Below are 24,926 nucleotides of genomic sequence, written 5' to 3' on the forward strand. Positions count from 1 at the left end.
TTTACTGACATATTGTAAACCAAATCGTAAGTTCCCCCGATTTTTAAATATCTATTATTTACCACCAGCCGGATGTAACTTTCAAAAGAAAACTTTAGACACCGCTTTTTTAATAAATTAAAAATCTATTGATTAATAAATATATTCTTACCTTTGCAAAGGCAGAATGCAAATTGATTTCTTGACATGCGACAAATAATGAAACTATTTATCACATCCTTTCTTTTTATCCTATTCTCAGGATGTACAAAGGATGTATATGATCCTTCCGATAAAATTCCGGGAGAAGGTACTAATCCATTCTCAAAGGTAACAATTTCCTCTAATTTCGATTGGTCGATGATACAAATATCCCACCTTACCGTACAATCTTTCGACCCCTATGATGGCACCTATAATTATCTGGTAGAAGTATTTGATAAAAGTCCGGAAGATCAAGATGCGAATCTTCTCGCTACCGGGGTTTGCTCAAAGAAAACGCTTTTCGATAAGAAAATTATCTATCCAAAGGGAGAGTCGGATCAAGTTTACATACAATTGACGACCCCTACCGGATATCAAGTTACCGCTCCTGTCACCTTAACACCGGGTAATGATAATGTCTGTGCTTTCGATTCGTTAGCCGTATCGCAGGAAACAACCGCTACTCCGGTTAGCCGTACCCCGACCCGAAGCGTGTCTTCCACCTATACATTTATAATAGAAGACTCTTTCCCTAATTATGGAGATTATGATTTTAATGATGCCGTGATAAAAGTCCAGATGAAAACTTCCATGAAAGACGATTATGTACAATTCGCCAATATAAAACTGACTTTCCGTGCATTAGGTGGAACTAAGCGGGCCGGAGCTTTCATCCATCTCCCCGGCATAAAGTCCAAAGACATCCAAAAAGCCGAGTTAAATGGCTGGACCACGACTCCAGAATCGGAAACCGAGACTCCGGTTTATGCCCTATCGGATGATATACATGGATTATTCTCTTTTCATGAAATGATTAATACAGATAATGACCTTCCATATAGGGGAAAGCAAGAACGTTTGATCACCTTTTCGTTCGCAGCCGGTGCCTTAAAAGATTTGACCATTGATGACATCGATCTTTTCACGACCGTATTAAAGCGGGAAGGAGAGGTCTTACGCACGGAAATCCACCAACGTAATTATAGCTATACCCCCAAAGGGGTCAGATACCGTTATTACTCAAATGATAATTGCATATGGGCCTTAATGATACCGGATGATTTCAAATACCCTGTGGAACATGCTTTTATTGGTGATGCCTATCCGGATCTATTGAAATGGGTAAGTGGAGATAGCAAACATGTACAATGGTATAAAAGTAAGAATACGGTTGATAAGTGGATTTATACCCGAGAACAATAACAACCTAAAATCCTCCGTAAAATGAAAACGACCGCCATCTTATTTCTTGCCTATCTGGCTTTATGCGTTCAGTGCTCAGTGCCGGAAAACAAGAGCACGAAAAAAGAGATTAGTACTCAGCCGATAAAGGTGGGTGTATTCGATGGGCATGGAGGAGCACAGACCTGTATTTGGGAAACTGTCGCCGCTATCCGGCTAGACCCGGAAATGGAGGTATGTACCATTACTACAGCAGATATAGCTAATAATGTGCTCGATTCGATCGACGCTATTATTATCCCGGGAGGAAGTGGCAAAAGTCAGTACTTAAACCTAGGGACCTTAAATCAACAACGTATCAAGGACTTCATCGCTAAAGGTAAAGGGGCTGTCGGGATCTGTGCCGGAGCCTATCTATTCTCGAATACTCCTGATTACACCTGTATACAGCTAAATGGACAGCAAGCGATCGACATCGAGCATGACAACCGAGGGCATGGATTAGCGAAATTCACCTTATGCGAGGAGGGTAAGAAGATATTCCCCGAATTAGCCGACCGCGATACGAGTTTCGTCATTTACTATGAGGGACCGGTATTTATAAACAATCCGGCTGATACGATCCAAAGCAACACGCTTGCCATCATGGAAAGCGATGTGCATGAGGAAGGAAACGCCCCGGCTAATATGACAAACGGTAAGCCATTCTTCGTAGCCAATAACTACGGGAAAGGGCGTGTTTTTAGTTCCATCGCCCACCCCGAAGGTACTCCCGGCATGATGTGGATGATCCCCCGGATGGTACGTTGGACCTTGAATAAGCCTTTTATCCCTTATCAATCCTCCGCCGTACGTCCAGACCTGTTCAATCATGAATCATTAATGGCTACCGATGATTTAAAGCAGGAAGAAAAAGCCTTTCAAATCCTTTTAAGCGGAGAAAGCGAGCAAAAGGTTGCCGCCTTGGATTGGCTGGAAGCACATCATTCATGGGACGCCAAACGATGGGTACAAGGATTGCTTTATGACGCTTCACCCGCCGTCCGTATCCGGGCAGCCCGATATATAGCGGATACCCATTACTTACCTTTCTTACCCAACTTACAGGCGGCTTACCGGACAGAAACCGATAAGGCGACCCAAGAAGAGTTAAAGACGCAGCTGGAGAAACTAACAGCCCTACTTCCTTAGGCTAGGGAGATTTAAACTCTCCCTAGATATTCATCTACCGTATAGTTTAAGAAACGATTGAATGGTAATAACAATTTAAAGTCATCCACCGCCTTATCCATCCAATCCGTAGCGTAAAAGAAATTATCCGGCTTATAAGACACCACGCTGAAATCCTTATGCTTCATGATATAACCATAAGGGGAATCCATTGGATAGCCGGCAGGCATGCGTTTCAGCATCTCCCCCTCTAACACCGGGAATGTTTTCTTAAATGTAGGTTCCTCGATAATAGCCGTAAATTCCTCGATATGATCGTATATATCCTGACGAAGTTTCTTTAATAGCGCAGGTGGCGGGCACCATACACCTCCGGAAAGCAAGCAACCTCCCGGCTCCAGATGGATATAATAACCACTCCGTTCGCTGGCACGACCACCTTGGGAGATGTAAGCGGCGAAATGACATTTATAAGGAGTCTTATCCGGAGAGAAACGGATATCCCGGTATATCCGGAACAAACAATCTTTCGCCTCCAACCCGGCTACCTCGGGATCGAATAAGGAGATACGACCTATTAAATCTTGTACCTCATCGATAAACCCCTTACGTAGCGCATCGTAACGATTTTTATTGTCTTGGAACCATTCCCGATTGTTATGGCTCCTCAACTCTGTCAAGAACTCTATGATCTGTTCATTCATAACTTTCTATTTTTAATCCTTACAAATGTAAGAAATATTAGAAACTGTAACCCAGATTCAGATAAAATTGCAGGTTATTATTCCGGTTCGACAATCCGAAGTTCGTATTCATCGGACCGAACATACTATTATAGGCATAACCGATGCTGCCTCCCCATACACTTTCTCCCTTGAGCAGGTCGAAGAAATTATCCTCATGGATCGCATAGTTGGCTATCAATGAGATATAGTGCCGCTGCCCGATACGCTGACGTAAGTTCAAACGGACGATCGCCACGGAATTATCGAATATCTCCATCCGATTGATCCCCGCGAACGGTAACTGCTGGGGAAGGTACCTTTCCGGCATATCGCCTCCCACCACATTCAAAAAGGGATAAGCCGGATCTTTCCCGATCAACACGCGACCATCGATAGACGGCAACAGACTCAAATGGGAAGTCAGCGGCAATACTGAAAGGAAACTGAGTTTCAAAGCGGAGAAGAAGGTATGTCCCTTATAAGTCACGAAGTTATCCGTATAAATGGAATAATCCGCTTGCAGAGAAACGCCTTTACTCGGGAAGTAACGGCGGTCCAAGGTTTCCAGATGGGCCTGAGCGAAGTAACTGATAAAGCCTTCCGGTTTTACTTGATACTTTTGGTTTTCCGCCGTATAAAGGAATGAGTTATAATCAAAATACTCATAACGGGCTCCTAGCTTCAACTTGAAATTCAGCCAGTTCATGTCCGAATATCCAAGTTCCACGAAATGGTGGCGATACGTCGTATTTACGATTTTATCCCCCCGGTTATAGACGTCGAGATCATGGTACGTGAACATGTAAGACAGATTGATGTTACGCAAGGAATTACGCTCTATCGCATAGTCCACTCGCCCATACATACGTTTCCCGATCCTTCCCGTTACGGAGAACTTCGAATGGTAACGAGCCCGATTGTCAAAAGTAGCATTCAGCAACAGGGCGACGATATCCTCACTATTAAAATTCAAGCCCACATTAATCGCACTATTTGATTTTTCCTGTACCGTAAGCACCAAATCCTCCTGCCTCTCACCGACCAATTTATAGCTCACATTCGAGTAAAGATTTGTACCGATCACGATAGACATGGCTTCCTGCAATTTCTTCACGGTAAGCAAGCTATTCTCTTTCAAGCCGCTGATTTGCGTCAACCATTTCTCATCACGAGGATCTATACCTTCAAACAAGACACGCCGGATATGAAACGTATCGGTAGGGGCTACCGGATAGGAATGTACTAATCTCTTTCGGTGCATATCCGAACTATCGGATAAACCAATCTTCTTCTTTAAGGCAAGAATCTCATCCCATTGCTTGCGGGCGACTTGCTCACCCCGGTCAATCAAGGTATCCAGGGCCGTCTCCCCAAAACTAGCGGAATTATAAGGGTCTGTATTCGGGCGGAACAACAGATCGGTTTGTTCCTTATTCGGTCCGTATTTCTCATAACCATGCAAGGCGATGATCTGCCCTACGATATCCCAAGGGGTATTTATCCGCTCCAACTGTTTCAAGTCGCTAGTACCCAGATCTACGCCAATAATGATATCCGCCCCCATATCCCGTGCGACATCCGCCGGATAGTTATTCTTGATCCCACCATCTACCAACACCATGCTATCCAAACGTACCGGCGCAAACACGGCAGGAATCGCCATACTGGCACGCATAGCCAACGGAAGACTTCCATGATGGAAAACATATTCTTGCCCGTCCACCACATTCAACGCCACACAAGCGAAAGGTATATTCAATTGATTGAAGTCCACGGAATCATGATAACCGATCGTTAAATCAGAGAAAAGGTTCTGGAGATTTTGACCTTTTATCATCCCTTGGATCGTTATCTCTTTTTTACTCCGGCCAAAAGGAAGGGAAAAGACATATCGCTCGGAATTCTCTTTCTCCGGAAAAGTAAGGTTACTACGTTTCACACGGTCACTTAGCAACATGCTCCAATCCTGCCAACGTACCATGCTATCGATCTCAGCGGCAGTATAGCCAACGGAATACAAGCCACCAACGATAGCTCCCATACTGGTTCCGGCAATATAATCAATCGGGATACCGGCCTCCTCCAATACCTTCAACACCCCGATATGAGCGACACCTTTCGCCCCACCGCCTCCCAGCACCAAGCCAACCTTTTTCCGCTCAGCCATCACAGAAGGCACCAACATCAACCCAACCAACCACAATAAAAGGAACTTCCTCATCTAGATATTCTTTCCGGCAAATGTAGCTGGTTTACTCGAAAACGCAAACGGATTCATCTAGAATAAAACGTATGTTTACCTATATATAAAGTTTATCGCTATCTCATCTATTCTATAAACCATGCCGTGAACTGTATAAACCAAGGCGTGGTCTGCACATTCCACGGCGTGGTTTATACAGTTCACGGCGCTGATTTAAGAATAAATACTTATTCGCTATGGAATGTATAGGTTATCGGAGAACTATTTCAACAGGAGAGGAACATTTTATTTCCGGAACATAAGTGGGCAATAGATAGTATTTGATACAGTCTCCCTAGAATTAATAGGCATTTCTCTCTAAAATCGATTTACGTATTATGAATCAGGTATGTACGTGTTTATCAAAAAATAATATAGCCATCAACTTACTTTTTTCCAGCAAGGTAGCAGCCGGAGCAATATATTACTTTTTCTTTTTCAGCAGCATGGCCACAGGATTCGACTCTTCATCCAAGTTTGCGGCGATCTCCTTCAACTTTCCTTTTAGCTGGCCTTTCTCGTAAGCCTCAACTAAGTCCGGGGCATCTAGAGTTTGGCAGATAGCTATTTCGGGGTTTCTTGGCTCTGATGTTAGAGAGACTTCTTCCTTATTGATGAAATCATCATTGTATAGAATATAGCTGAATAAGGCATTTTCTTGTTTATCATACACCAGATCTTCACCAAGGAAACCTTTAAACGTCGTAAAGTCAACCTCTTTTCTCATGGTTCTCATGAAACAGTAGCGATCGGTGATGACGGTTGGAAAAAGAAATACTTTAGTATCCATGGAGGATATGGAAGGGCTTCTTACGATAAAAGGACTCAGATTACCATCCGGCAAGTAATGGAATATGGTATCAGACGATGTATTGACAAGTATCCATTTATCCCGATCCGGGAACGTAAGATAAAATTCCGGCGTAATGATAAACTCCCCTTCTGTTACAACCGGAGTCTCAGTCCCCTTAGAGGGAATTTGGATCTCATGAATGATACGGCCATCTTGCTTGGAAATAATCAAATGACACTCCCGCTTGCCTTTTTCCGATGGATAACTCTTATAGCAAATCAAATGATCACGATCATAATTAAATATATAATTATAATAACTGGTATCCGTGAACTTAAAACTCCTTTTATAGTTTCCCAATAAGTCATAGACACCTATTTTTCTCGCCGGATTATCCTTGACGAATATCTCATCGTTATCCTCATCCAAGACAAGCCCTGTAAGTTGCGTGTATTCCTCACCGCTTTGCCCTAAACGGTTTATCTTCCTTAGTCCCTTTCCGTTTCTATCGAAAACAAGAATATCCCCATCACTGCCCCGATTCGTCACCAGCATGATATCCTTTCCGATCGCTTTCACGGCACCTTTAGTTATAAAATCATCCGTGGTTTCCAACGCGATGTATTCCACGTCCATGAGGTCTTGAAGTATCAGTTCCTTTTCCGGATAATCGGCCATGACATCAACCCTTATAAGGTTATCGACAGAGGAAGCGGACCGATTGCCACATCCCATACATCCGACTAAAGCGAGTAGCATAGCCACTGCGTTCGTAGTTAATTTTCTCATTTTCATGATGTTTAAAGTCTTTCGTTCGATGTCATTTCTTGCTCTTTAGCGCTTTCTCTTTGTTCATCATCCGTATCATCTCTTTTACCTCATCGAATGTCTCCGGCAGTTGTTGGATCAGAGATTGGAGTTCATCTATAGAAAGCTGGCTTTTCCGGTTATCTGGAGCCAGCATGGTTTGCTCCGTGATACCCCGTTTGGACATATCCGAATTTAATGACTCCAAGAAAGGCCGGGTAAAAGTCAGGTTACTCAGATCCGACTCGTTTTTCAACAGTTCCTTTGCGTAAGTCACTTGAGCGAATACACCTCTCTGTAGCTCCTCCGCATTCTTGAATCCGGAGATATCCGGATGGCTATATAGGTTCGCGATCTCACGAAGCAATTCTACACGAGTACCCTTCACCTTCCACGCCCGATAAAGCAGACGGGCCGCCTCCTCTATCTTACCCGAGCTTCTGGCGCTCATGGCACGAATCTCCATGACCATCTCCGATTCCTCCGGCAATTGATTGATCAAGTTACGCAAATCCACGATAGAAATCTTGCTCTTTTTTCCATCCGGGTCTATCATAGTCTCCTCCGCCACATTACGGAAGAACATATCCTCATAGAAGGATTGCAGAAGCGCCCGGCTAAACACCATCGTCCTCTCGTCCGCTTTTTTCTTTAAACTCTCATTCATATAAAGTACCAAGATAAAAAGCCCTCGCTGGCGATCCTCCTCGCTCTGGAATTTAGACACGTCAATCTCACTATACATATGCGAGATCGCCGCCAGGAAATCCAGTCGTTCCGGATTCTTCTTCCATGCCTCATAGTAGAGACGGGACGCTTCCTTGTATCTCCCATCCTTTTGGTAAGTCTCCGCACGGAAGGCCAATAATTGATTTACCAAGAAACGATTGGGTTCCAATCCCTTTTCCGCCCGGTCAAATAAGTCGTAAGCCCGCTTCCGGTCATACGTCTTACCCAAGGCGGAACCCAATAAGAGGCATACCTCGACCGAGGTCGTATCCTGCTCATATGCCATATCCAAAATATCTACCGAGGGCATATACAGACCGGCATAATACTTCGAGGCTCCCCCATATTTCAAGGTAAGGTAGGTGGAATCACCATCAGCCAACAAACTGGAATAGACAGAATCCGCCTGAACAAATTGTTTCACGATATATAGCCCCAATCCTTTACTACGCAATAATTGACGATTCCCGGGATTATAAAACAAGGCGGTATCGCAAATCGCTATTCCTTCCGATATATAATCCGGGCTACTAGCCCCCATCCGATACAATGAATTCACTAACGCAACCGCCAACCCCGCATTCTCACGATTCAAGTTATACGCCTGAAAATAAGCGGTCGTAGCAGAAGGATATTGTTCCATTCGAGTATAGCAATCGCCAATCGCACGGTATAAGACAGTATTATCCTCATTCTGAGCTTGCAATTTCTCATAGGCATCAACTGCTTTCTCATACTCCCCCAATTGGAAATACAGACGTGCCAACTGATAATTAGCGTAGAAGTTCGAGCTATCGGCGGATAATACCTGATGAAAATATCGCTCGGCATCCTCCGCACGGCCTAAGTTCGTCGCCGTCCGAGCCAAGATGTTTAAGATATCCAAGTTCGTCATATCCATAGAAAAGCAAAGACGGTAATAGTCATAAGCCTTCTGATACCGAAGCATACCCTCATAAGCCTGCCCGATAGCGTTCATAATCTCATAATTCGAAGAATCAGCTAGTGTAAGGCTATCAGCATGAGCGATCACAGCCGCATATTGCTTACGGTTCACCAAGTCTTGCCAATTAAACTCTTGAGCATTTCCGGGAAAAATAAGGCAACAAAGTAACAGAACTGTAACTAAATTACATTTCGCATTCATATCTGTATATTTTTAAGATTACTGATTAAGCGACCAACATAGCCTCTATTCTTATTTCACTGTAACCGGAAAGTAATAGGCACCGTATATAAGACGCGGACCGCCTTTCCGTCCTGACGACCGGGAGTCCACCGGGGCATCATTCCGATGACTCGCAAAGCTTCCGCATCCAAGGAGGGATCTATCCCCCGTATGATTTTAGGTTCCACGATATTTCCTTTCTTATCTACCACAAACGAACAGATCACACGACCTTGCACTCCCGCTTCCTGCGCATCCGTCGGATACTTTATGCTTTGAGCGATAAACTTTAATAATTCACGATCCCCTCCGGGATATTGCGGCATCACGTCCACTACCGTCAAAGTCTCTTCCTTCATTTCTTCTACCGGACTTTTCAAACGGAACGTAATCGGGACCGTATATTTCACGGCGACCGCCTTTCCACGTTGCATTCCCGGATTCCAGCGAGGCATAGTGTTTATTACCCTTACGGCCTCCTCATTCAATAAAGGAGTCACTCCCCGAAGCACCTCCGGATTATTGACAGAACCATCACGCCCGACGATAAACGAGCAGATTACACGCCCTTGCTCCCCGTTATCCTGGCTCTCTTTCGGATACTTTATATTCGTGGCTATGTATTTCAACAACTCCGCATCCCCACCCGGAAAACTAGGCATCTTCTCTACCACGGTAAATACTTGCTCGTTCATCTCACGGGATTTGGAAGATAAGGACAAATGGGTATTATTTGTCATATCAGCAGCCAAGACCTCTTGGGACTCCCTTCCTTGATAGCTGCATCGCAAAATCGCATTCGCAGGGACCTCCAAAGAGAAAGCCCCTTTCCTATCCGTGATAGTCCCCTCTTTACCGCCCTTCACCACAACTGATGCCCCGATCAAAGGCTGCCCAGTCTCATCAACCAGAATGCCCGTAGCCGTCACCACAGCGTTCGAGACCGTAGCCTCATTCGCCAGACGGACAGTCAAACGGGCTACCGCCTCGATATTACTTAACAGCATCAAGATCCCTACCAATGGAATAAATATCAGATATTTCGTACGTACGATACCCGGGCTCCGCTTCTTGTTCATCATCATAATCCGGTTCTTCAGATGCAGCACATTGAAACTATTATACAAAGTAGTAACGGACTGATGATGAGCCAATCCCAATAAATGGTATTGATAGCTCTTACTATCGTAACCAGACTGGATCACCGTGTTATCCGCCAGATACTCCAGATTATGCCTAACCTCACGCTTCAATAACCATACAAAAGGATTAAACCAGCAAGCCATACACATCATCTCGCTCAAGATCACGTCAATCGAGTGCCATTGGGATACGTGCGTACATTCATGTGTCAATATCTCATCCGTTTCCTTATCCGAATGACTCTCCGGATGCAAGAAGACCATACGGAAAAAGGAGAATGGCCCGGCGGCCTTCCGCAACGCATAAACCGGAGTTTCATGAATAACAACACGCTCACTGGTATGAGCCAACCATAAGATACTGCTTAATTGCACGAGAAAACGTCCGCATAAGAACGCTACGATCCCCCAATAAATAAACCCCAAAGATCCCAACAACCATCCATACCAATCCACGGACGCCGCGGCATCCGCTTTCGCCGTCGCCTCAGGCAACATAGCGGAATACATATAAATCACGTCCGCTATAGGCTCTTGTTGCCTTACCCAATCTTGGATGTTCAGCAAAGGATAAAACAGAGCCAAGCCAAAGAACGCCAGCAAGATCGCACGACGTAGCTTGAAGAACGTGTCCTTATAGAAGAACAACCGGTAGAAGGCGTAAAAGAGTACAAAGGCTACATTTACCTTCAATAAGTAGGCAAATTCCGGTGTCATGGTATGTGGGATTTAGGTTATTCTTTTCCTTTCTCAATCAAATCGATGATATCCTTTAAATCATCCGTAGAGATTTTCTGATCTTTCGCAAAGAAAGAAACCATTTCTTTATACGAGTTAGCGAAATAATTCGTTACCACGCCCCCAAGGAACGTACGTTTATATTCCGTTTCCTCTATCAAAGGACGGTATTCATACGTATTTCCATAACGTTTCGCCTTCACGTACTTCTTTCGCTCCAGATTCTTGATCACGGAAGCGAGCGTCGTATAAGGAGGTTTCGGGTCCTCGTATTTGGCCAGCACATCTTTCACAAAACAAGGACCGATCCGCCAAATCCAGCGCATCGCCTCTTCTTCCTGCATCGTTAGCTTCTCCATAAATCTTATCCTTTTATTTAATGTATATCCACAAAGCTACGAAATAGTCGTAAACGGCATGCGGAAGGCACGTTAATTAACATTAAATAAGAATCACAAGACCTGCAATCGTGAATTATTGCAACTTAAACGTGATCGGCACCGTATATTTCACGGCTACCGGCTCGCCTCTTTGCGTGCCCGGTGTCCAACGAGGCATCATTTGCAAAACTCGAACCGCCTCTTGGTCTAATGCCGGGGAGATTCCTCTAAGGACCTTGTAATTCGTAAGCGTTCCATCCTTCGTTACCACAAACGAACAAATCACACGCCCTTGCTCTCCTTTGTCTTGGCTCTCTTGTGGATACTTTACATTCTTGGCTATAAATTTCAAAAGCTCCGCATCACCGCCGGGAAACTTCGGCATCACCTCTACTACCCTAAATACCTGCTCTCCATTTTCCAGCGTATCTTCGTCCTCCGCTTCCACCTGTACTTGCTCTTGTTTTTCTGCCTTTGTTACATCTGTCGGAACACTTTCTTCTTTTTGTTCCGAAGACTGTCCGCATCCTACGCACATCGCCAAAGCGAACAGGATGATCATTGTGTTCATAATCGCCTTTTTCATTTTCAATCCGTTTTAATGTTATTTATACCGTTATTACACATACTTACCAACCTCTAAGCATATCCGGATATTACGTTGGTTTCGCAAATATACGAAATACTCGTAATATAAATATAAACAATACATTAATTAACACTAATAGCCATCAAAGGCATAGAAAAGATAAAAGAACACGATTATTTACCGAACAGTTAAAATACACAATATGCCCACTTTGCACGTAAATATTAGTATATGGCTGATATCTAAGCAGTTATACATACACGCCTATTACCGATCCAATTACTATCTATAATAAATCAGATTACTATCAATAGTAAATCAGATTTTCTATAGATAGTAACCATGAATACTATAGCTTCTATCGCTAGATTATTACAAGAAGTACAACCGAGCGATACATATCGAAGTCAGATAAGCGAATAAAACACAAAAACCGGATTGCCCTCCTCTCCTTTTAAGTCCAACTCCTGCGGAATCGTGATCGAGCGAAGCGATTTATATAAGTTTAGCTCATACGGGGTCACTACTTGTACCAGCTCATCTTTTATGACCCTCCCCCAGACCGGGAAATTCCGATAACTTCTCGTACCCTGCATGCCATGTTGAAGGTTCGCATCCGCCAGTTCATAGATAGAACCCGGCATCACACATTTTTCCACAAGTGTCTTTCCCGTCTTTTTATCTACAGAGGCTATATAATAGCCTTGGTTATACAATAAACGGAAATAATAATGTCCCGGAAACTCAATCATATCTTGCACAAAGATATCCTTGGGGTCCTTTTTTTCAATTCGCAAATTACTCATGTCCGTAACATCCAACGAACGAATCACTTCCGCATCCGAGTTTTTCAGATCAAGGACACAAGCCGCACTTATTCGATCCGCCGAGATACAGAAGACCGTATCATTACTACCGGTCTTAAACAACACAGAGTTTTGCGCATCAGAATAAGCGGGGGCGATACTTGTCGTGAACCCGCTCTTCTCATGGGGTAATAAAAAGGAATAAAAATCATTCTTGATCGCTATCGTATCCCCTTTCCTCGAAAATAGGCCTAATCCGAATCCTCCTCCGTTGAAAGGCTGAAAAGGGAATGATATGGCGGCGAAACGATCCTTTCCGATATGACGCATATAGATTACCGAATACTCATGGGTGGATTGTCCGATAAATTCACCTTCCAACGTATATTCCCAAACTCGATTATTACTAAATAAAAAAAGGCGATCATTACGTTCGTCCACTTGGATACATGGCAGAATACCTCTAAATTCACCCGGCCCCTGCCCTTCTTTTACCAACGTCCGGATAAAACGCCCTTGCCGATCGAACAGGACGATACGGGGCTCTTTTACGGGAAGCACATAGATATATCGATCTGTCACGGCATAATCATAAACTCCGTCTATCAACGAGGCATCATCCGTGGTCACCTCTAAAGGGACAAAAGTAACCCCCCTTGATCTCATCGCCTAATCCCAATAGCCCCGGTTTATCCATCCCCCCTCTTATATCTGCGGTTAAAAGAGAGGACGCTTCCGTTGGCGAAGAACCGCATGACACGAAACAAAAAACGACAAAAACACTATTTAAATAAAACAAGATAGAGGCTAACTTTACACTTTTCATAACCATGCTTTTTTGCCTCCAAAAATATCCCGTATATCTCACAAATCACATGATAAATGAGAACAAAAATGAGAACAAACCTGCCAAGACCACTATAAATATATAATAATCAAAAGTTTGATATAAACTCCACAAATGCCTCCGTAGAACCTTCTTTCTTAAAAATCTTCCGGAATAGACGAGGACGAAGTACCGAACTATTATATTTCAATACCCGTGTGATCTGGTTGGCGGGAACACCGATTTTCGTGAGCATACAGGCCTTCAACTCCGTATCGGAAATAACAGGATATAGCTTTTTCAGCCGTAAGGTAAAGTCATCATAAGCCTTATTCAACAAAACCTCCAAAAGCTCCCAATCCTCAGAGATAATCTTGCCGGCATCCCGATCGTGAAACTTCTCATAGACCTCCGATTTCCGCAAGATCGCAACAGATAATAAATGCTTACTCTCCTTATTATGAATCGACTCGTTACAAATCTCCAGCCGTTGTTTTTCCAATTGTAAGGAAACCAACATCAACTCTTGATCCTTTTCTTCCTTCATTTTCGTAATTCTCTTTTCCAAAAGGGCGATTTGCCGTTCATTCTCTTCTTTTTCTTCTCGCATACGTTGTTGCTGGCTAGCAATCGAGCGTCGCAAGGCTTCTTCCCTTCGAAGAGCGTTTTCCTGCGTATTTCTCCATCGCCGATAAAGGAGGAAGCAAATAAATAGGATTATGCCGATAATAAATGCGTACAGATAACGCTCCTGTCCCCTTTGCGATAGCATCAATTCTTTCCTATACAAGTCCTCACGAACCGGCCTTACATCATACCGGGAAGTGATCTGATAAATCGATTCTCTCGCTGACAGCGATCCGATAGAATCCCGTAACGCCTCGTATTTCTTGACTTCCTCCAGTATCCGGCCTTGTCCGGCCGTATCATTCAAGAGCTGATATTGGGCACTCGCTTTTCTCAAAAAAGACATGGCCTTGCCATATAATTCCTGCTCGGCGTACAGCCTTCCTATCTGGTTATATAACCGTCCCCAAAATTCGTAATCCCAATTCCCTCCCTCATATTCCAACGCACGTAAATAGCATTCCAAAGCTAGGGACGGTTGATCCATATCCTCATAGACTTTCCCCCGGTAAAACCACGCTTTGGGAGGCCAGTAACAGCCTCGTGTCGTCCTATAATAATCCGTAGCGATAGAGATTATGGAATCCGATGTATGCCTCAATCCCGCCTCATCCCGTGATTCGGTCCATAACAGACAATAACGGGCTTTCTCTCGAAGCGATAATCCATTGATATCCGTCACTTTCTCTAATAACACCAAAGCGCTGTCCGGATGATGCGGAATCAATTTCTCTACCTGCCAGAACAGGTTGCCATGCTTGTCGCTCCTATACGAAAAAAGCACAAGAACCAAGATTGCGATCGTAAACAATAAGATCGTAAACTTGATCCCTATAGAAAAATGCCGTGCCCCATTCAAATCCTTACGCATATAGGCAAATGTATATAAATTATTCATAAGGAAAGCCTTTTCCTTCCGCATTATTTCATGTGTCGGGGCACATGCCCTGACCTCTCCCATTAATGCAGAAATATTTCTTTAATCGTTTGCGCGATATATGGATTTAGCATACCTTTGCGTGATAATTACATAGTTTAAGTAGAAATTTCTAAATACAATTAAATAACTTAAATTATTATCTTATGTGGTTACTTAATTCTTCTATCGGGAAGAAGCTGATAATGAGTATATCAGGCCTCTTTCTTGTTCTGTTCTTATTGTTCCACCTGTCGATGAACGTGGCGGCCGTTTTCTCCGGAGAGGCTTATAACATGGTTTGTTCGCTGTTGGGCTCTAATTGGTACGCTGTGGCAGCTACTCTCGTATTGGCCGCAGGCGTTGTGATCCACTTCGTGTACGCTATCATTCTTACCTTGCAAAACCGTAAGGCACGTGGTAACGACCGTTACGCTATCAACGCTCGTCCGAAAGGCGTGGAATGGGCATCTCAGAACATGTTCGTTTTGGGTTTGATCGTTATCCTGTTCATGCTGTTGCACTTCAGCCAGTTCTGGTATAAGATGATGTTCGCCGAATTGATCGGTCATCACGAAGTAGCATTGGGGTCAGCTATGGTATCTCCACAAGACGGAGCCGCTTTTATCAACTATTACTTCCAAGGTAATGCCGTGATCACCGTTCTTTATTTGATCTGGTACGTGGCTTTGTGGTTCCACTTGACTCACGGGTTCTGGAGCGCTATCCAAACAATTGGTTGGAATAATACGATCTGGATGAACCGTTGGGAATGTATCTCTAAGATCGTAGCTACGGTTATTTGCGGACTTTTCGCGATCATTACTATCATCTTCTTCCTAAACGGAGTAGGTGCTTAATTGCAAGCTACAGGTTTTATAATTAAGAACTTTTGAAATTAAATCATTATGTCTGAAATAAATTCTAAAATACCTCAAGGCCCGTTGGCTGAGAAGTGGACTAATTATAAAAATCACCAGAAATTGGTGAACCCCGCTAACAAGCGTCGTTTGGATGTTATCGTAGTCGGTACAGGTTTGGCCGGAGCTTCCGCTGCCGCATCTTTGGCAGAGATGGGATTCAACGTATTGAACTTCTGTATCCAAGATTCTCCCCGCCGTGCGCACTCTATCGCCGCTCAAGGTGGTATCAACGCCGCTAAGAACTACCAGAATGATGGTGACTCTGTTTACCGTTTGTTCTACGATACGATCAAAGGTGGTGACTACCGTGCTCGTGAGGCTAACGTTTATCGTTTGGCTGAGGTTTCTAACTCAATCATCGACCAGTGCGTGGCTCAAGGCGTTCCTTTCGCTCGCGAATATGGTGGTTTGTTGGATAACCGTTCATTCGGTGGCGCTCAGGTATCGCGTACGTTCTACGCCCGTGGCCAGACGGGTCAGCAGCTTTTGTTAGGCGCTTATTCAGCGTTGAGCCGTCAGATCGGTTTGGGTAAGGTTAAGATGTACACTCGTCATGAGATGTTGGATGTAGTTAAGGTAGACGGTCGTGCTCGTGGTATCATCGCCCGCAACTTGATTACAGGTAAGATCGAGCGTTACGCCGCTCACGCTGTAGTTGTAGCTACGGGTGGTTACGTTAATACGTTCTTCTTGTCAACCAACGCTATGGCATCTAACGGTTCCGCCGCATGGCAATGCTACAAGAAAGGCGCTTACTTCGCTAATCCTTGTATGGTTCAGATCCACCCGACTTGCGTACCGGTGAAAGGTGACTTCCAATCTAAATTGACTTTGATGTCCGAATCCTTGCGTAACGACGGCCGTATCTGGGTTCCGAAGAAACTGGAAGACGCTAAAGCTCTACAGGCCGGAACGAAGAAAGGTAAAGATATTCCCGAGGCAGACCGTGATTATTATTTGGAGCGTCGTTATCCGGCATTCGGAAACTTGGTTCCTCGCGACGTGGCTTCTCGTGCCGCTAAAGAGCGTTGCGACGCAGGTTTCGGCGTGAACAGCACGGGCTTGGCCGTATTCTTGGATTTCTCCGACGCGATCAATCGCTTGGGTAAAGAGGTCGTTAAGCAGAAATACGGTAACTTGTTCGATATGTACGAAGAGATCACGAACGATAATCCATACGAGACTCCGATGATGATCTACCCGGCATTGCACTACTCAATGGGTGGATTGTGGGTTGACTATGAGTTGATGACCTCCATTCCGGGTCTGTTCGCTATCGGTGAGGCAAACTTCTCCGATCACGGAGCGAACCGTTTAGGTGCTTCCGCTTTGATGCAGGGATTGGCCGATGGTTATTTCGTATTACCATACACGATCCAGAACTATTTGTCCGACCAAATCCAAGTTCCTCGCTTCAGCACGGATCTGCCGGAGTTCGTCGAGGCAGAAAAGGCCATCAAGGATCGTATCCAAAAATTGATGAACGTCAAGGGTAAAGAAACCGTAGACACTATCCACCGCAAACTAGGTCATATCATGTGGGAACATATCGGTATGGCACGCGACGCAAAAGGTTTGCAAGAAGCTATCCAGATGCTGAAAGACTTGAAGAAAGAGTTCTGGAGCAACGTATTCATCCCAGGCAACGCAGACAACTTGAATACCGAGTTAGAGAAAGCATTACGTGTAGCCGACTTTATCGAGATCGGTACATTGATGGCACACGATGCTTTGGACCGCGCTGAGTCTTGTGGTGGTCACTTCCGTACGGAGCACCAGACAGAAGAAGGTGAGGCCTTGCGTCATGACGATAAGTTCATGTACGTATCTTGCTGGGAGTACCAAGGCGAGGACAAAGATCCTGTCATGTTGAAAGAGGATTTGAACTATGAGTTCGTTGTTCCTCAAACACGTAACTACAAGAAGTAATAATCATCAATCTCAGAAAAAATTAGAATCATGGATAAAGATATAAGTGTAACACTTAAGGTTTGGCGTCAGAGAGGTCCGAAGGAGAAAGGACAGTTCGAGACATACAAAATTGAGAAGATCAATCAGAGTGTCTCTTTCTTGGAAATGTTGGATATCTTGAACGAGCAGTTGGTCAACGAGGGTAAGGAACCGATCGTATTCGATCACGACTGCCGCGAGGGTATCTGTGGCATGTGTTCATTGTATGTAAACGGACACCCGCACGGACCGGCAACTGGAGCTACGACTTGCCAGTTATATATGCGTCGTTTCCACGATGGAGAGACGATCACGATCGAACCGTGGCGTTCCGCAGGTTTCCCTGTTATCCGCGACTTGATGGTAGACCGCTACGCTTACGACAAAATCATCCAAGCGGGTGGTTTCACATCTGTCAACACAGGTGGTGTACCCGACGCTAATGCGATACCTATCCCAAAGAAGGACGCAGACTTAGCCATGGACGCTGCCGCTTGTATCGGTTGTGGCGCTTGTGCTGCCGCTTGTAAGAATGGTTCCGCTATGTTATTCGTATCCGCTAAGGTTAGCCAGCTGGCTTTGTTGCCTCAAGGTAAAGTCGAGGCTGCTCGCCGTGCCAAAGCTATGGTCGCTAAAATGGATGAGCTTGGCTTCGGTAACTGTACGAACACACGTGCTTGCGAGATGGAATGTCCGAAGAATATCTCCGTTAGCAACATCGCTCGTTTGAACCGCGAGTTCATTTGCGCTAAATTACAAGACTAATATTTGATTAGTATATCATGGAAAAGGCGTCTTTCTCTAAAAGAAAGGCGCCTTTTTGTTTTTGTTATATGTCGTAAAACATAATTTAGCATTATAGCCCTTGACAGGAATTGAAAAGTCCGTATATTTGCATCGTGGTTTTTTCATAATAGTATTAGATTTAAGGTTAACAAAGTTTGGTTAGGGCTTGTCGTGAGACAGGCTTTAATTGTTTATAGACCTACCTTTTAAACATGGACCATAAAATACTGCAAATAGAGATTGTTTAGCGTCATTTTATCGTCGATCTTTGCCTTTAAAGATCATATAGTATATGCTAATAAGTATTTTATTTGGCTTCTTATGTTATTTTCTCCGGGTGTTGATCAAACACAAGGAAAAAATCATGCGCCAGATAAGACAAATGGTAAAACAAAAATAAAATGGACAAAAAACGAACCACCAGTTCTTTCAGGGCAATGAGCACGGAAAGAAAACTCGAGTCGATCTTCCTTTTCGTAACAGGCCGATGCAACGCCAAATGCGCGATGTGTTTCTATGCCCAAGAAATGGATAAGAAGCAACCCGACCTCACTTTCGATGAAATCAAGAAGATATCAGAAACCGCCGGGCAATTCAACCGATTATGGATATCCGGAGGTGAGCCTACCCTGCGTGAGGATCTACCGGAAATATTGGAGTTATTCTACAAAAACAACCATATCAAAGATGTGAACATCCCTACGAACGGCTTAAAACCAGCCCGGATCGTCGAATGGGTAAAACGGTTCCGCCAGAACTGCCCGGATTGTAATATTAACGTAAGCCTTTCCTTGGATGGTTTCGGTACGACCCACGATACACAGAGAGGCGTACCGGGAAACTTCTATAAGGCCTTGGAAACCCTGCGTAAGATACAGGAGAATTTCGGAGACGACGGCAAGGTCCTGAAAAATATAGCAACCGTTATCACGAAATACAATATAGACCAGGTAGAAGACTTCATGACTTGGGTATACGGACGTTTCCGCACCTCCACGCATACGATTGAGGCCGCCAGAGGCATGACCCGTGACGATGGCGTGAAAATCCTAACCGAGTCAACGCTACGCAAAATACAAGACGACATATCCCCTATCTATTCTGCTTATGCGGATCGGATGGTAGCGGATACCACCGGCTTAAGGAAACCGATCACACGCTTCTTCTATCTCGGCCTTATACGTACCTTATATAATGTGCGTGCCAGCAACATAGATCACCCGACCCCTTGGGGGATGGATTGTACGGCCGGAGAGACTACCTTGGTAATCGACTACGACGGACGTTTTCGTGCCTGCGAGCTACGGAAACCGCTCGGAAATATAAAAGAGTATGGTTGCGATATAAGTAAAGTGATGAATAGCGAAGCGATGAAACAGGAAATAGCCGCTATCGGACATGGGTATAAAGCCAACTGTTGGTGTACGCACGGCTGCTGGATCACCTCATCCGTCATTTTCAATCCACGTAAGATGATTCGCTCCGTATATAAAGGATACCGGGAAACGAAACGATTGAATCATCCCCTAGCCATCAATGAGCAGAAACTACAAACGATGGAAGCCAAATACCATCTGGACATCGAGCGTTTGCGTCAACTGAATATCCGGTGAACAAGACCCTCATAGCCCATAAATAAACGTAGCATGAAAATACTATTAGTAACCAGAGGCTCACAAGGCGACGTCCTTCCTTATTTGGCCATAGCGGCCGAATTGGAAAGACGTGGCCATAAGGTGACCATCAATCTCCCTCAAATATTCGAGGAGACCGTTAAACCCTACGGATTTAAATACGTATTGCAGCAGTTTGACGATATCGGCGGCATGATCGATAGCGCAGCGCAAAACTCACATAAATTCCGGCCATTCCTTAAATGGATGAGGAACGTGATCGATAAACAGTTCGATCAATTGATTCCCCTACTAAAAGAGCATGATATTTTAGTATCGACCAACTCGGAATTTGCTGTCGCAAGTATCGCCGAGTATTGCAAGAAGCCCTTGATACGTACCGCCTACGCCCCGTTCTTGCCGGGTAAGAAGATTCCCCCGGCCGTATTGCCATTTCCCAAACCCAACCCGATCATCACCCCTGCCATCCTATGGAAGTTGATGAACCGGATGACCAATTTCATGGTCAAAGACACGATCAACAAGAACCGGGCTAAATACGGACTCGCTCCGATCCGCAATTTTGGCTATCACGCGGGAGAGCGTTCATATAATTACTTGCTTTTCAGCCAGCACCTAGGAAACGTAGATCCGGACTGGACGTTCGAATGGTCGATCGGAGGCTATTGCTTCAATGACACTTTTCAATATGATGAGAAGGCTTACGAGGAAATGATATCATTCGTCGACAGCGCTCAAAGCCCTATTATCTTTTTTACCCTCGGGAGTTGTAGTTCCAAGGATGGTAACCGTTTCAGCAAAGCCTTGGTCGATATTTGCAAGAAACATGATTATCGGCTCATCATCGGTTCCGGTTGGGCAAAGACAGGAATCACCTTACAAGCGGATAAACATTTATTCTTAATGAAGCAGCCGGTTCCGCATAATTTGATATTCCCGCACTGCGACGGCGTTATCCATCATGGAGGTTGCGGCACGACCCATAGCGTAGGAAGGGCGGGAAAGCCCCAATTAATCACTCCGTTGATTATCGATCAACCCTATTGGTCCTATCGAATCCACCAATTAGGGTTAGGGCCGGAAGGGGTTAAGATAGCGAAAGCGAGCGAGCAGGAGATCGAACGCAAGGTTTGTGATCTGGTCACCAATCCGCTTTATAAGAAAAATGCCGCTCATATAGGCGAGATGATCCAAAAAGAGGGAGGTATAAAGAATATATGCGACTCTATCGAAAGATTTCAATGAGGCATAAGTTCCTATTAGATTTTATTACATGTTACAAAACACAATTTAGCACTTAAACCATTGACAAATAACAGTAACTCCGTATATTTGCATCGTGGTTTTTTCATAATAGTATTAGATTTAAGGTTAACAAAGTTTGGTTAGGGCTTGTCGTGAGACAGGCTTTAATTGTTTTATAAGGTCTGCTTCCCGCAAAGCCCTTCGATTACATCAGAATAATCCGATGCGTCAATAAAGTTGATATCTTGTCTTTTAAGATCTTCCCATTAATCGGTTTCGCCGTATAGGCATCAAATCCACTATTAATGATCCGTTGCTCATCTTGGGCGAAAGCATAAGCCGTCACCGCAATAATAGGCACGCTAGCAGAAACCTTACGAATCTCTGCGGTAGCCTCGTATCCATCCATGACCGGCATCTTTATATCCATCAAGATCAACTGCGGTTTGTGCTGATGAAATAGCTCCACAGCCTCCTTTCCATTCCATGCATGAATCAATTTATATTCAGGTTTCAATATAGACTCAAACAGGCGATAATTACTGGAATTATCCTCAGCGATCAAGATCGTAACCTCACTTCGGGCGATCTTCTCCAAAGTAACAGGCTTCTGCTCTTCATTAGGCAATAATTCTTTCTTCGGCTGAAAAGGCAATGTAAACCAGAACCTAGAGCCTTTCCCTTCCACGGAATCAACCCCTATCGTTCCTTTCATCTGGGTAACAATCATCTCACAGATGCTTAAACCCAATCCTGTTCCTTGAGCGAAAGTATTCAGTTTCACAAAACGTCCGAAAATATCTTTCCGTTTATTCTCCGGGATTCCGCAGCCCGTATCCTCTACATAGAACCACAACGTATTATCATCCCGCAGTTTATAGCCAAATAAGATCGATCCTGCCTGCGTAAATTTCATGGCATTGTTCAACAGATTGATCATCAGTTGAGACAGACGATTTCGATCCGTATAAATCACGCAAGGCTCCAGATAATCCTTAAATGAGATCTGTACATCCGGATTCTTATTCTTCAAATGAGCCGATTGCTCCAAATCCCTCAATACAGCGTTAATATCCACATAGTCATAAGTAAACTCCAAGGTACCCGCCTCAATCTTTGACAAATCCAAGATATCGTTTATCAACTGCAACAATAGGGAATTATTATTCTCGATAATATCAGCGAATTCCTTCTTATCCTCAAGGTCATCGGTCGAGGCAAGGATATTAGAGAAACCTACGATCGCATTTAACGGTGTACGTATCTCATGGCTCATATTTGCTAAAAACGCTGATTTCAATTTATTCGACTCTTCCGCCTTATCCCTAGCCATTCGAAGGTCATGTTCCAATTGCTTACGCTCGGTAATAGATATCGTAGACCCGATCAACGCTTTCGGTTTACCGGAAGCATCATATTCGGCCATTACCTGTATCTCCTCCCACTCATGGCGATCTTCTCCCGGAATCAACCGCTCCAGACAATATTCTTTTCGTACTTTCTTTATTTTCCCATTACACAAATCATCGAAAGCCTTTTCCACGCAAGCCCTGAAAGACGGGTGTATCTTGCTGAAATATTCCTTCAACGAAACCTCATGGGTATGCACCTCCGCTGTCTCTATATTATCTCCCGGATGTACTTTCGACTCATAGATAATCTTCCCTTCAGCCAGATTATATCGCCACGGTAAAAGATCTGCCGCCTCTAACGCCATAGCCAGCTTATGATTCATGGCTTTCAAATGCGTCTGGAATTTATGGATATCCGTAATATCAATAAAAAACGCATCAACCACATTCTCTTCCGAGGTAGGCATGATGATAATCGTATAGTAAAGCCCTGTCGGCTCAAAATAATACTCACAAGTAAAGGATTTCCCACTCTCCAGAACTGTAGGTACAGCCGATAGAAGCAAAGGATAACTTCCCCCAATTAAATTAGCGATCTCTTTTCCATGCTTATTTACCACGAAATCTTTAGGAGCGATTTTTTCCTCGAAAGCATGGTTTACATCCAAAACCTGCACATCGATTTGCGTACCTTCCCGAATCAGCCGCTGCCGTATATAAGGCAATGGCATATTATTAAATAAATCACGGTAACGGGATAATAGCCTCAACTCCACTTCCTTCATCTTTTGCTTAGAACGATACACGTAATGCCACGCTAAAAACACGACTACCAGAAAGAATATCAGAAAGCCTAACAGTTGCATCCAATATTTTTCCAAGAAAGAGGGAGGCGCATTCAAGTAGATCGCATCACGCGGGAAATTATCTTCATTAGATATCGCACTTATCAACGAAACATAATTCAAGTATTTATGAGGATCATCCACCGTTGAAACCGGGATCTTGCCCATATCTTCACCGTTATAAACTTGTTGTAGCAAGGGGATTAGAGCAGTCTCAATCGTTTTAGCGCTATTATAATATCCACCAATCGTATATCCTTCTTCCACACCCATATCATATAAAGAAAAAACAGGATGCCTAGAAATACCGTTTATACCTTGATATAAAGTACTATATAATAACGAGTGATTCAAGAAAGGTTTCTCGGTAATCCACGAGTAATACATCACGGCTGTCGCTCGATGCGGATCTTTCTCCGACAGAACCGCCAATAAACTATCCATGGAGCAAGAACCCTCCGTATAAAAATCCACTTTCCCCTCAGGGAAAGAAGTTTCCATATGTTTCTCCATCTCATCCCGGAGCCATGTGGAAACATAACGTCTGTCGGATATGAAAATCAGACGTTTCAAACCCGGGATTAATTCCTTCACCAAGTCGATCGAACCTTTAACATAATAAGGGATAACCAATCCCGTAGCGTTATACCCCTTAACCGCCTCTTGTAAAGGAATCACCCTATCAGAGGAATGCCTCTGATTAAAATAACATTCATTTTCTGCCATTTCCCCCGTCTCCGAACAGACCAGAGTGGGAATATCCCCCCATTTCTCCCGGATCTTATCCCGCATAAAAGCCCATCCATTTACGCCTAAGTAGATAATTCCATCCGGCTTCTTCTTGTTAGCTTCAAAGAAGACCTCTTGTTTCTCTTTTAATTTCTCTGGCGTATCAACCAACATCACGCTTATATGATCTATCCGGAGAGTGTACTCCTCCGGGGTAGCGAACTTCGAGATCATGTTTAATAAATTACCAGACCAACGTTCGCCATCCACATATGAATTTATCACCAATACATACGATTCCTCCTTGACCGGATATGAAGAACTCCCATAAGCCGGAGTCGGCATACCGGCTATCAAGCATAAAATCAATCCAAAATAAAGTATTATTGCCTTTAAATTTATAATATTTCGTATCATTCCCTACATTCCTCTATTGCAG

Annotated in this window: 16 protein-coding genes and 1 pseudogene; 7 read left to right on the forward strand and 10 right to left on the reverse strand. The window is 44.1% G+C overall.

The window, feature by feature from the left end; translation table 11 throughout:
* Positions 1-186 precede the first annotated feature (186 nt).
* Both DW205_RS17355 and DW205_RS17360 read left to right on the forward strand, forming a co-directional pair.
* Positions 187-1,386, forward strand: coding sequence for an LruC domain-containing protein (locus DW205_RS17355; RefSeq protein ID WP_005863378.1), 1,200 nt, complete (start codon positions 187-189; stop codon positions 1,384-1,386).
* Positions 1,387-1,407: 21 nt separating this feature from the next.
* Positions 1,408-2,556 (forward strand): BPL-N domain-containing protein, encoded by a 1,149-nt coding sequence (locus DW205_RS17360; RefSeq protein ID WP_005863380.1) that lies wholly within the window; start codon positions 1,408-1,410, stop codon positions 2,554-2,556.
* 11 nt (positions 2,557-2,567) lie between these two features.
* Here the strand turns inward: DW205_RS17360 and DW205_RS17365 are convergent, their stop codons facing one another.
* The 9 genes and pseudogenes from DW205_RS17365 to DW205_RS17405 all read right to left on the reverse strand — a co-directional run bounded on the left by DW205_RS17365 (position 2,568) and on the right by DW205_RS17405 (position 15,005).
* Positions 2,568-3,239 (reverse strand): DUF2461 domain-containing protein, encoded by a 672-nt coding sequence (locus DW205_RS17365; protein ID WP_005863382.1) that lies wholly within the window; start codon positions 3,237-3,239, stop codon positions 2,568-2,570.
* 37 nt (positions 3,240-3,276) lie between these two features.
* Positions 3,277-5,481, reverse strand: a complete 2,205-nt coding sequence (locus tag DW205_RS17370; RefSeq protein WP_005863384.1) for a patatin-like phospholipase family protein — start codon at positions 5,479-5,481, stop codon at positions 3,277-3,279.
* 445 nt (positions 5,482-5,926) lie between these two features.
* Positions 5,927-7,084: a 6-bladed beta-propeller gene (locus DW205_RS17375; protein WP_005863385.1), complete on the reverse strand. Its 1,158-nt coding sequence runs from the start codon at positions 7,082-7,084 to the stop codon at positions 5,927-5,929.
* Positions 7,085-7,115: 31 nt separating this feature from the next.
* Complete coding sequence (locus DW205_RS17380) at positions 7,116-8,978, reverse strand: tetratricopeptide repeat protein (protein WP_005863387.1); 1,863 nt, start codon at positions 8,976-8,978, stop codon at positions 7,116-7,118.
* A gap of 56 nt (positions 8,979-9,034) precedes the next feature.
* Complete coding sequence (locus tag DW205_RS17385) at positions 9,035-10,858, reverse strand: TonB family protein (protein ID WP_005863389.1); 1,824 nt, start codon at positions 10,856-10,858, stop codon at positions 9,035-9,037.
* A 17-nt stretch (positions 10,859-10,875) separates the two neighbouring features.
* On the reverse strand, positions 10,876-11,238 hold the full coding sequence (locus DW205_RS17390; protein WP_005859967.1) for a BlaI/MecI/CopY family transcriptional regulator: 363 nt from the start codon (positions 11,236-11,238) through the stop codon (positions 10,876-10,878).
* 115 nt (positions 11,239-11,353) lie between these two features.
* A complete protein-coding gene (locus DW205_RS17395; RefSeq protein ID WP_005863391.1) occupies positions 11,354-11,845 on the reverse strand; it encodes an energy transducer TonB in 492 nt (163 codons plus the stop codon).
* Between the two features lie 410 nt (positions 11,846-12,255).
* Positions 12,256-13,480 (reverse strand): annotated as a pseudogene (locus DW205_RS17400) (6-bladed beta-propeller).
* A 109-nt stretch (positions 13,481-13,589) separates the two neighbouring features.
* The gene (locus DW205_RS17405) at positions 13,590-15,005 is read right to left on the reverse strand and encodes a tetratricopeptide repeat protein (RefSeq protein ID WP_008778813.1); all 1,416 of its coding nucleotides are present in this window, start codon (positions 15,003-15,005) and stop codon (positions 13,590-13,592) included.
* A 185-nt stretch (positions 15,006-15,190) separates the two neighbouring features.
* On the opposite strand from DW205_RS17405, the gene DW205_RS17410 reads away from it, so the two are divergent.
* The 5 genes from DW205_RS17410 to DW205_RS17430 all read left to right on the forward strand — a co-directional run bounded on the left by DW205_RS17410 (position 15,191) and on the right by DW205_RS17430 (position 21,561).
* Complete coding sequence (locus DW205_RS17410) at positions 15,191-15,883, forward strand: succinate dehydrogenase cytochrome b subunit (RefSeq protein ID WP_005859976.1); 693 nt, start codon at positions 15,191-15,193, stop codon at positions 15,881-15,883.
* A gap of 48 nt (positions 15,884-15,931) precedes the next feature.
* Positions 15,932-17,875, forward strand: a complete 1,944-nt coding sequence (locus DW205_RS17415; protein WP_005859978.1) for a fumarate reductase/succinate dehydrogenase flavoprotein subunit — start codon at positions 15,932-15,934, stop codon at positions 17,873-17,875.
* Between the two features lie 30 nt (positions 17,876-17,905).
* On the forward strand, positions 17,906-18,661 hold the full coding sequence (locus DW205_RS17420) for a succinate dehydrogenase/fumarate reductase iron-sulfur subunit (protein WP_005859980.1): 756 nt from the start codon (positions 17,906-17,908) through the stop codon (positions 18,659-18,661).
* Positions 18,662-19,083: 422 nt separating this feature from the next.
* On the forward strand, positions 19,084-20,295 hold the full coding sequence (locus tag DW205_RS17425) for a radical SAM protein (protein WP_005863399.1): 1,212 nt from the start codon (positions 19,084-19,086) through the stop codon (positions 20,293-20,295).
* Between the two features lie 33 nt (positions 20,296-20,328).
* A complete protein-coding gene (locus DW205_RS17430) occupies positions 20,329-21,561 on the forward strand; it encodes a glycosyltransferase (RefSeq protein WP_005863401.1) in 1,233 nt (410 codons plus the stop codon).
* Positions 21,562-21,766: 205 nt separating this feature from the next.
* Here DW205_RS17430 and DW205_RS17435 read toward each other — a convergent pair whose 3' ends face one another.
* Complete coding sequence (locus tag DW205_RS17435; protein ID WP_008778814.1) at positions 21,767-24,904, reverse strand: ATP-binding protein; 3,138 nt, start codon at positions 24,902-24,904, stop codon at positions 21,767-21,769.
* Positions 24,905-24,926: the final 22 nt, after the last annotated feature.

Origin of the sequence: Parabacteroides sp. AM17-47, assembly GCF_003434625.1 — a bacterium.
Taxonomy (GTDB): Bacteria; Bacteroidota; Bacteroidia; order Bacteroidales; family Tannerellaceae; genus Parabacteroides; species Parabacteroides distasonis.

Bases quoted from the DNA above. Each gene is read 5' to 3' on its own strand.
- DW205_RS17355 (WP_005863378.1), top strand. From the start codon at position 187: ATGCGACAAATAATGAAACTATTTATCACATCCTTTCTTTTTATCCTA.
- DW205_RS17360 (WP_005863380.1), top strand. From the start codon at position 1,408: ATGAAAACGACCGCCATCTTATTTCTTGCCTATCTGGCTTTATGCGTT.
- DW205_RS17365 (WP_005863382.1), bottom strand. From the start codon at position 3,239: ATGAATGAACAGATCATAGAGTTCTTGACAGAGTTGAGGAGCCATAAC.
- DW205_RS17370 (WP_005863384.1), bottom strand. From the start codon at position 5,481: ATGAGGAAGTTCCTTTTATTGTGGTTGGTTGGGTTGATGTTGGTGCCT.
- DW205_RS17375 (WP_005863385.1), bottom strand. From the start codon at position 7,084: ATGAGAAAATTAACTACGAACGCAGTGGCTATGCTACTCGCTTTAGTC.
- DW205_RS17380 (WP_005863387.1), bottom strand. From the start codon at position 8,978: ATGAATGCGAAATGTAATTTAGTTACAGTTCTGTTACTTTGTTGCCTT.
- DW205_RS17385 (WP_005863389.1), bottom strand. From the start codon at position 10,858: ATGACACCGGAATTTGCCTACTTATTGAAGGTAAATGTAGCCTTTGTA.
- DW205_RS17390 (WP_005859967.1), bottom strand. From the start codon at position 11,238: ATGGAGAAGCTAACGATGCAGGAAGAAGAGGCGATGCGCTGGATTTGG.
- DW205_RS17395 (WP_005863391.1), bottom strand. From the start codon at position 11,845: ATGAAAAAGGCGATTATGAACACAATGATCATCCTGTTCGCTTTGGCG.
- DW205_RS17405 (WP_008778813.1), bottom strand. From the start codon at position 15,005: ATGAATAATTTATATACATTTGCCTATATGCGTAAGGATTTGAATGGG.
- DW205_RS17410 (WP_005859976.1), top strand. From the start codon at position 15,191: ATGTGGTTACTTAATTCTTCTATCGGGAAGAAGCTGATAATGAGTATA.
- DW205_RS17415 (WP_005859978.1), top strand. From the start codon at position 15,932: ATGTCTGAAATAAATTCTAAAATACCTCAAGGCCCGTTGGCTGAGAAG.
- DW205_RS17420 (WP_005859980.1), top strand. From the start codon at position 17,906: ATGGATAAAGATATAAGTGTAACACTTAAGGTTTGGCGTCAGAGAGGT.
- DW205_RS17425 (WP_005863399.1), top strand. From the start codon at position 19,084: ATGGACAAAAAACGAACCACCAGTTCTTTCAGGGCAATGAGCACGGAA.
- DW205_RS17430 (WP_005863401.1), top strand. From the start codon at position 20,329: ATGAAAATACTATTAGTAACCAGAGGCTCACAAGGCGACGTCCTTCCT.
- DW205_RS17435 (WP_008778814.1), bottom strand. From the start codon at position 24,904: ATGATACGAAATATTATAAATTTAAAGGCAATAATACTTTATTTTGGA.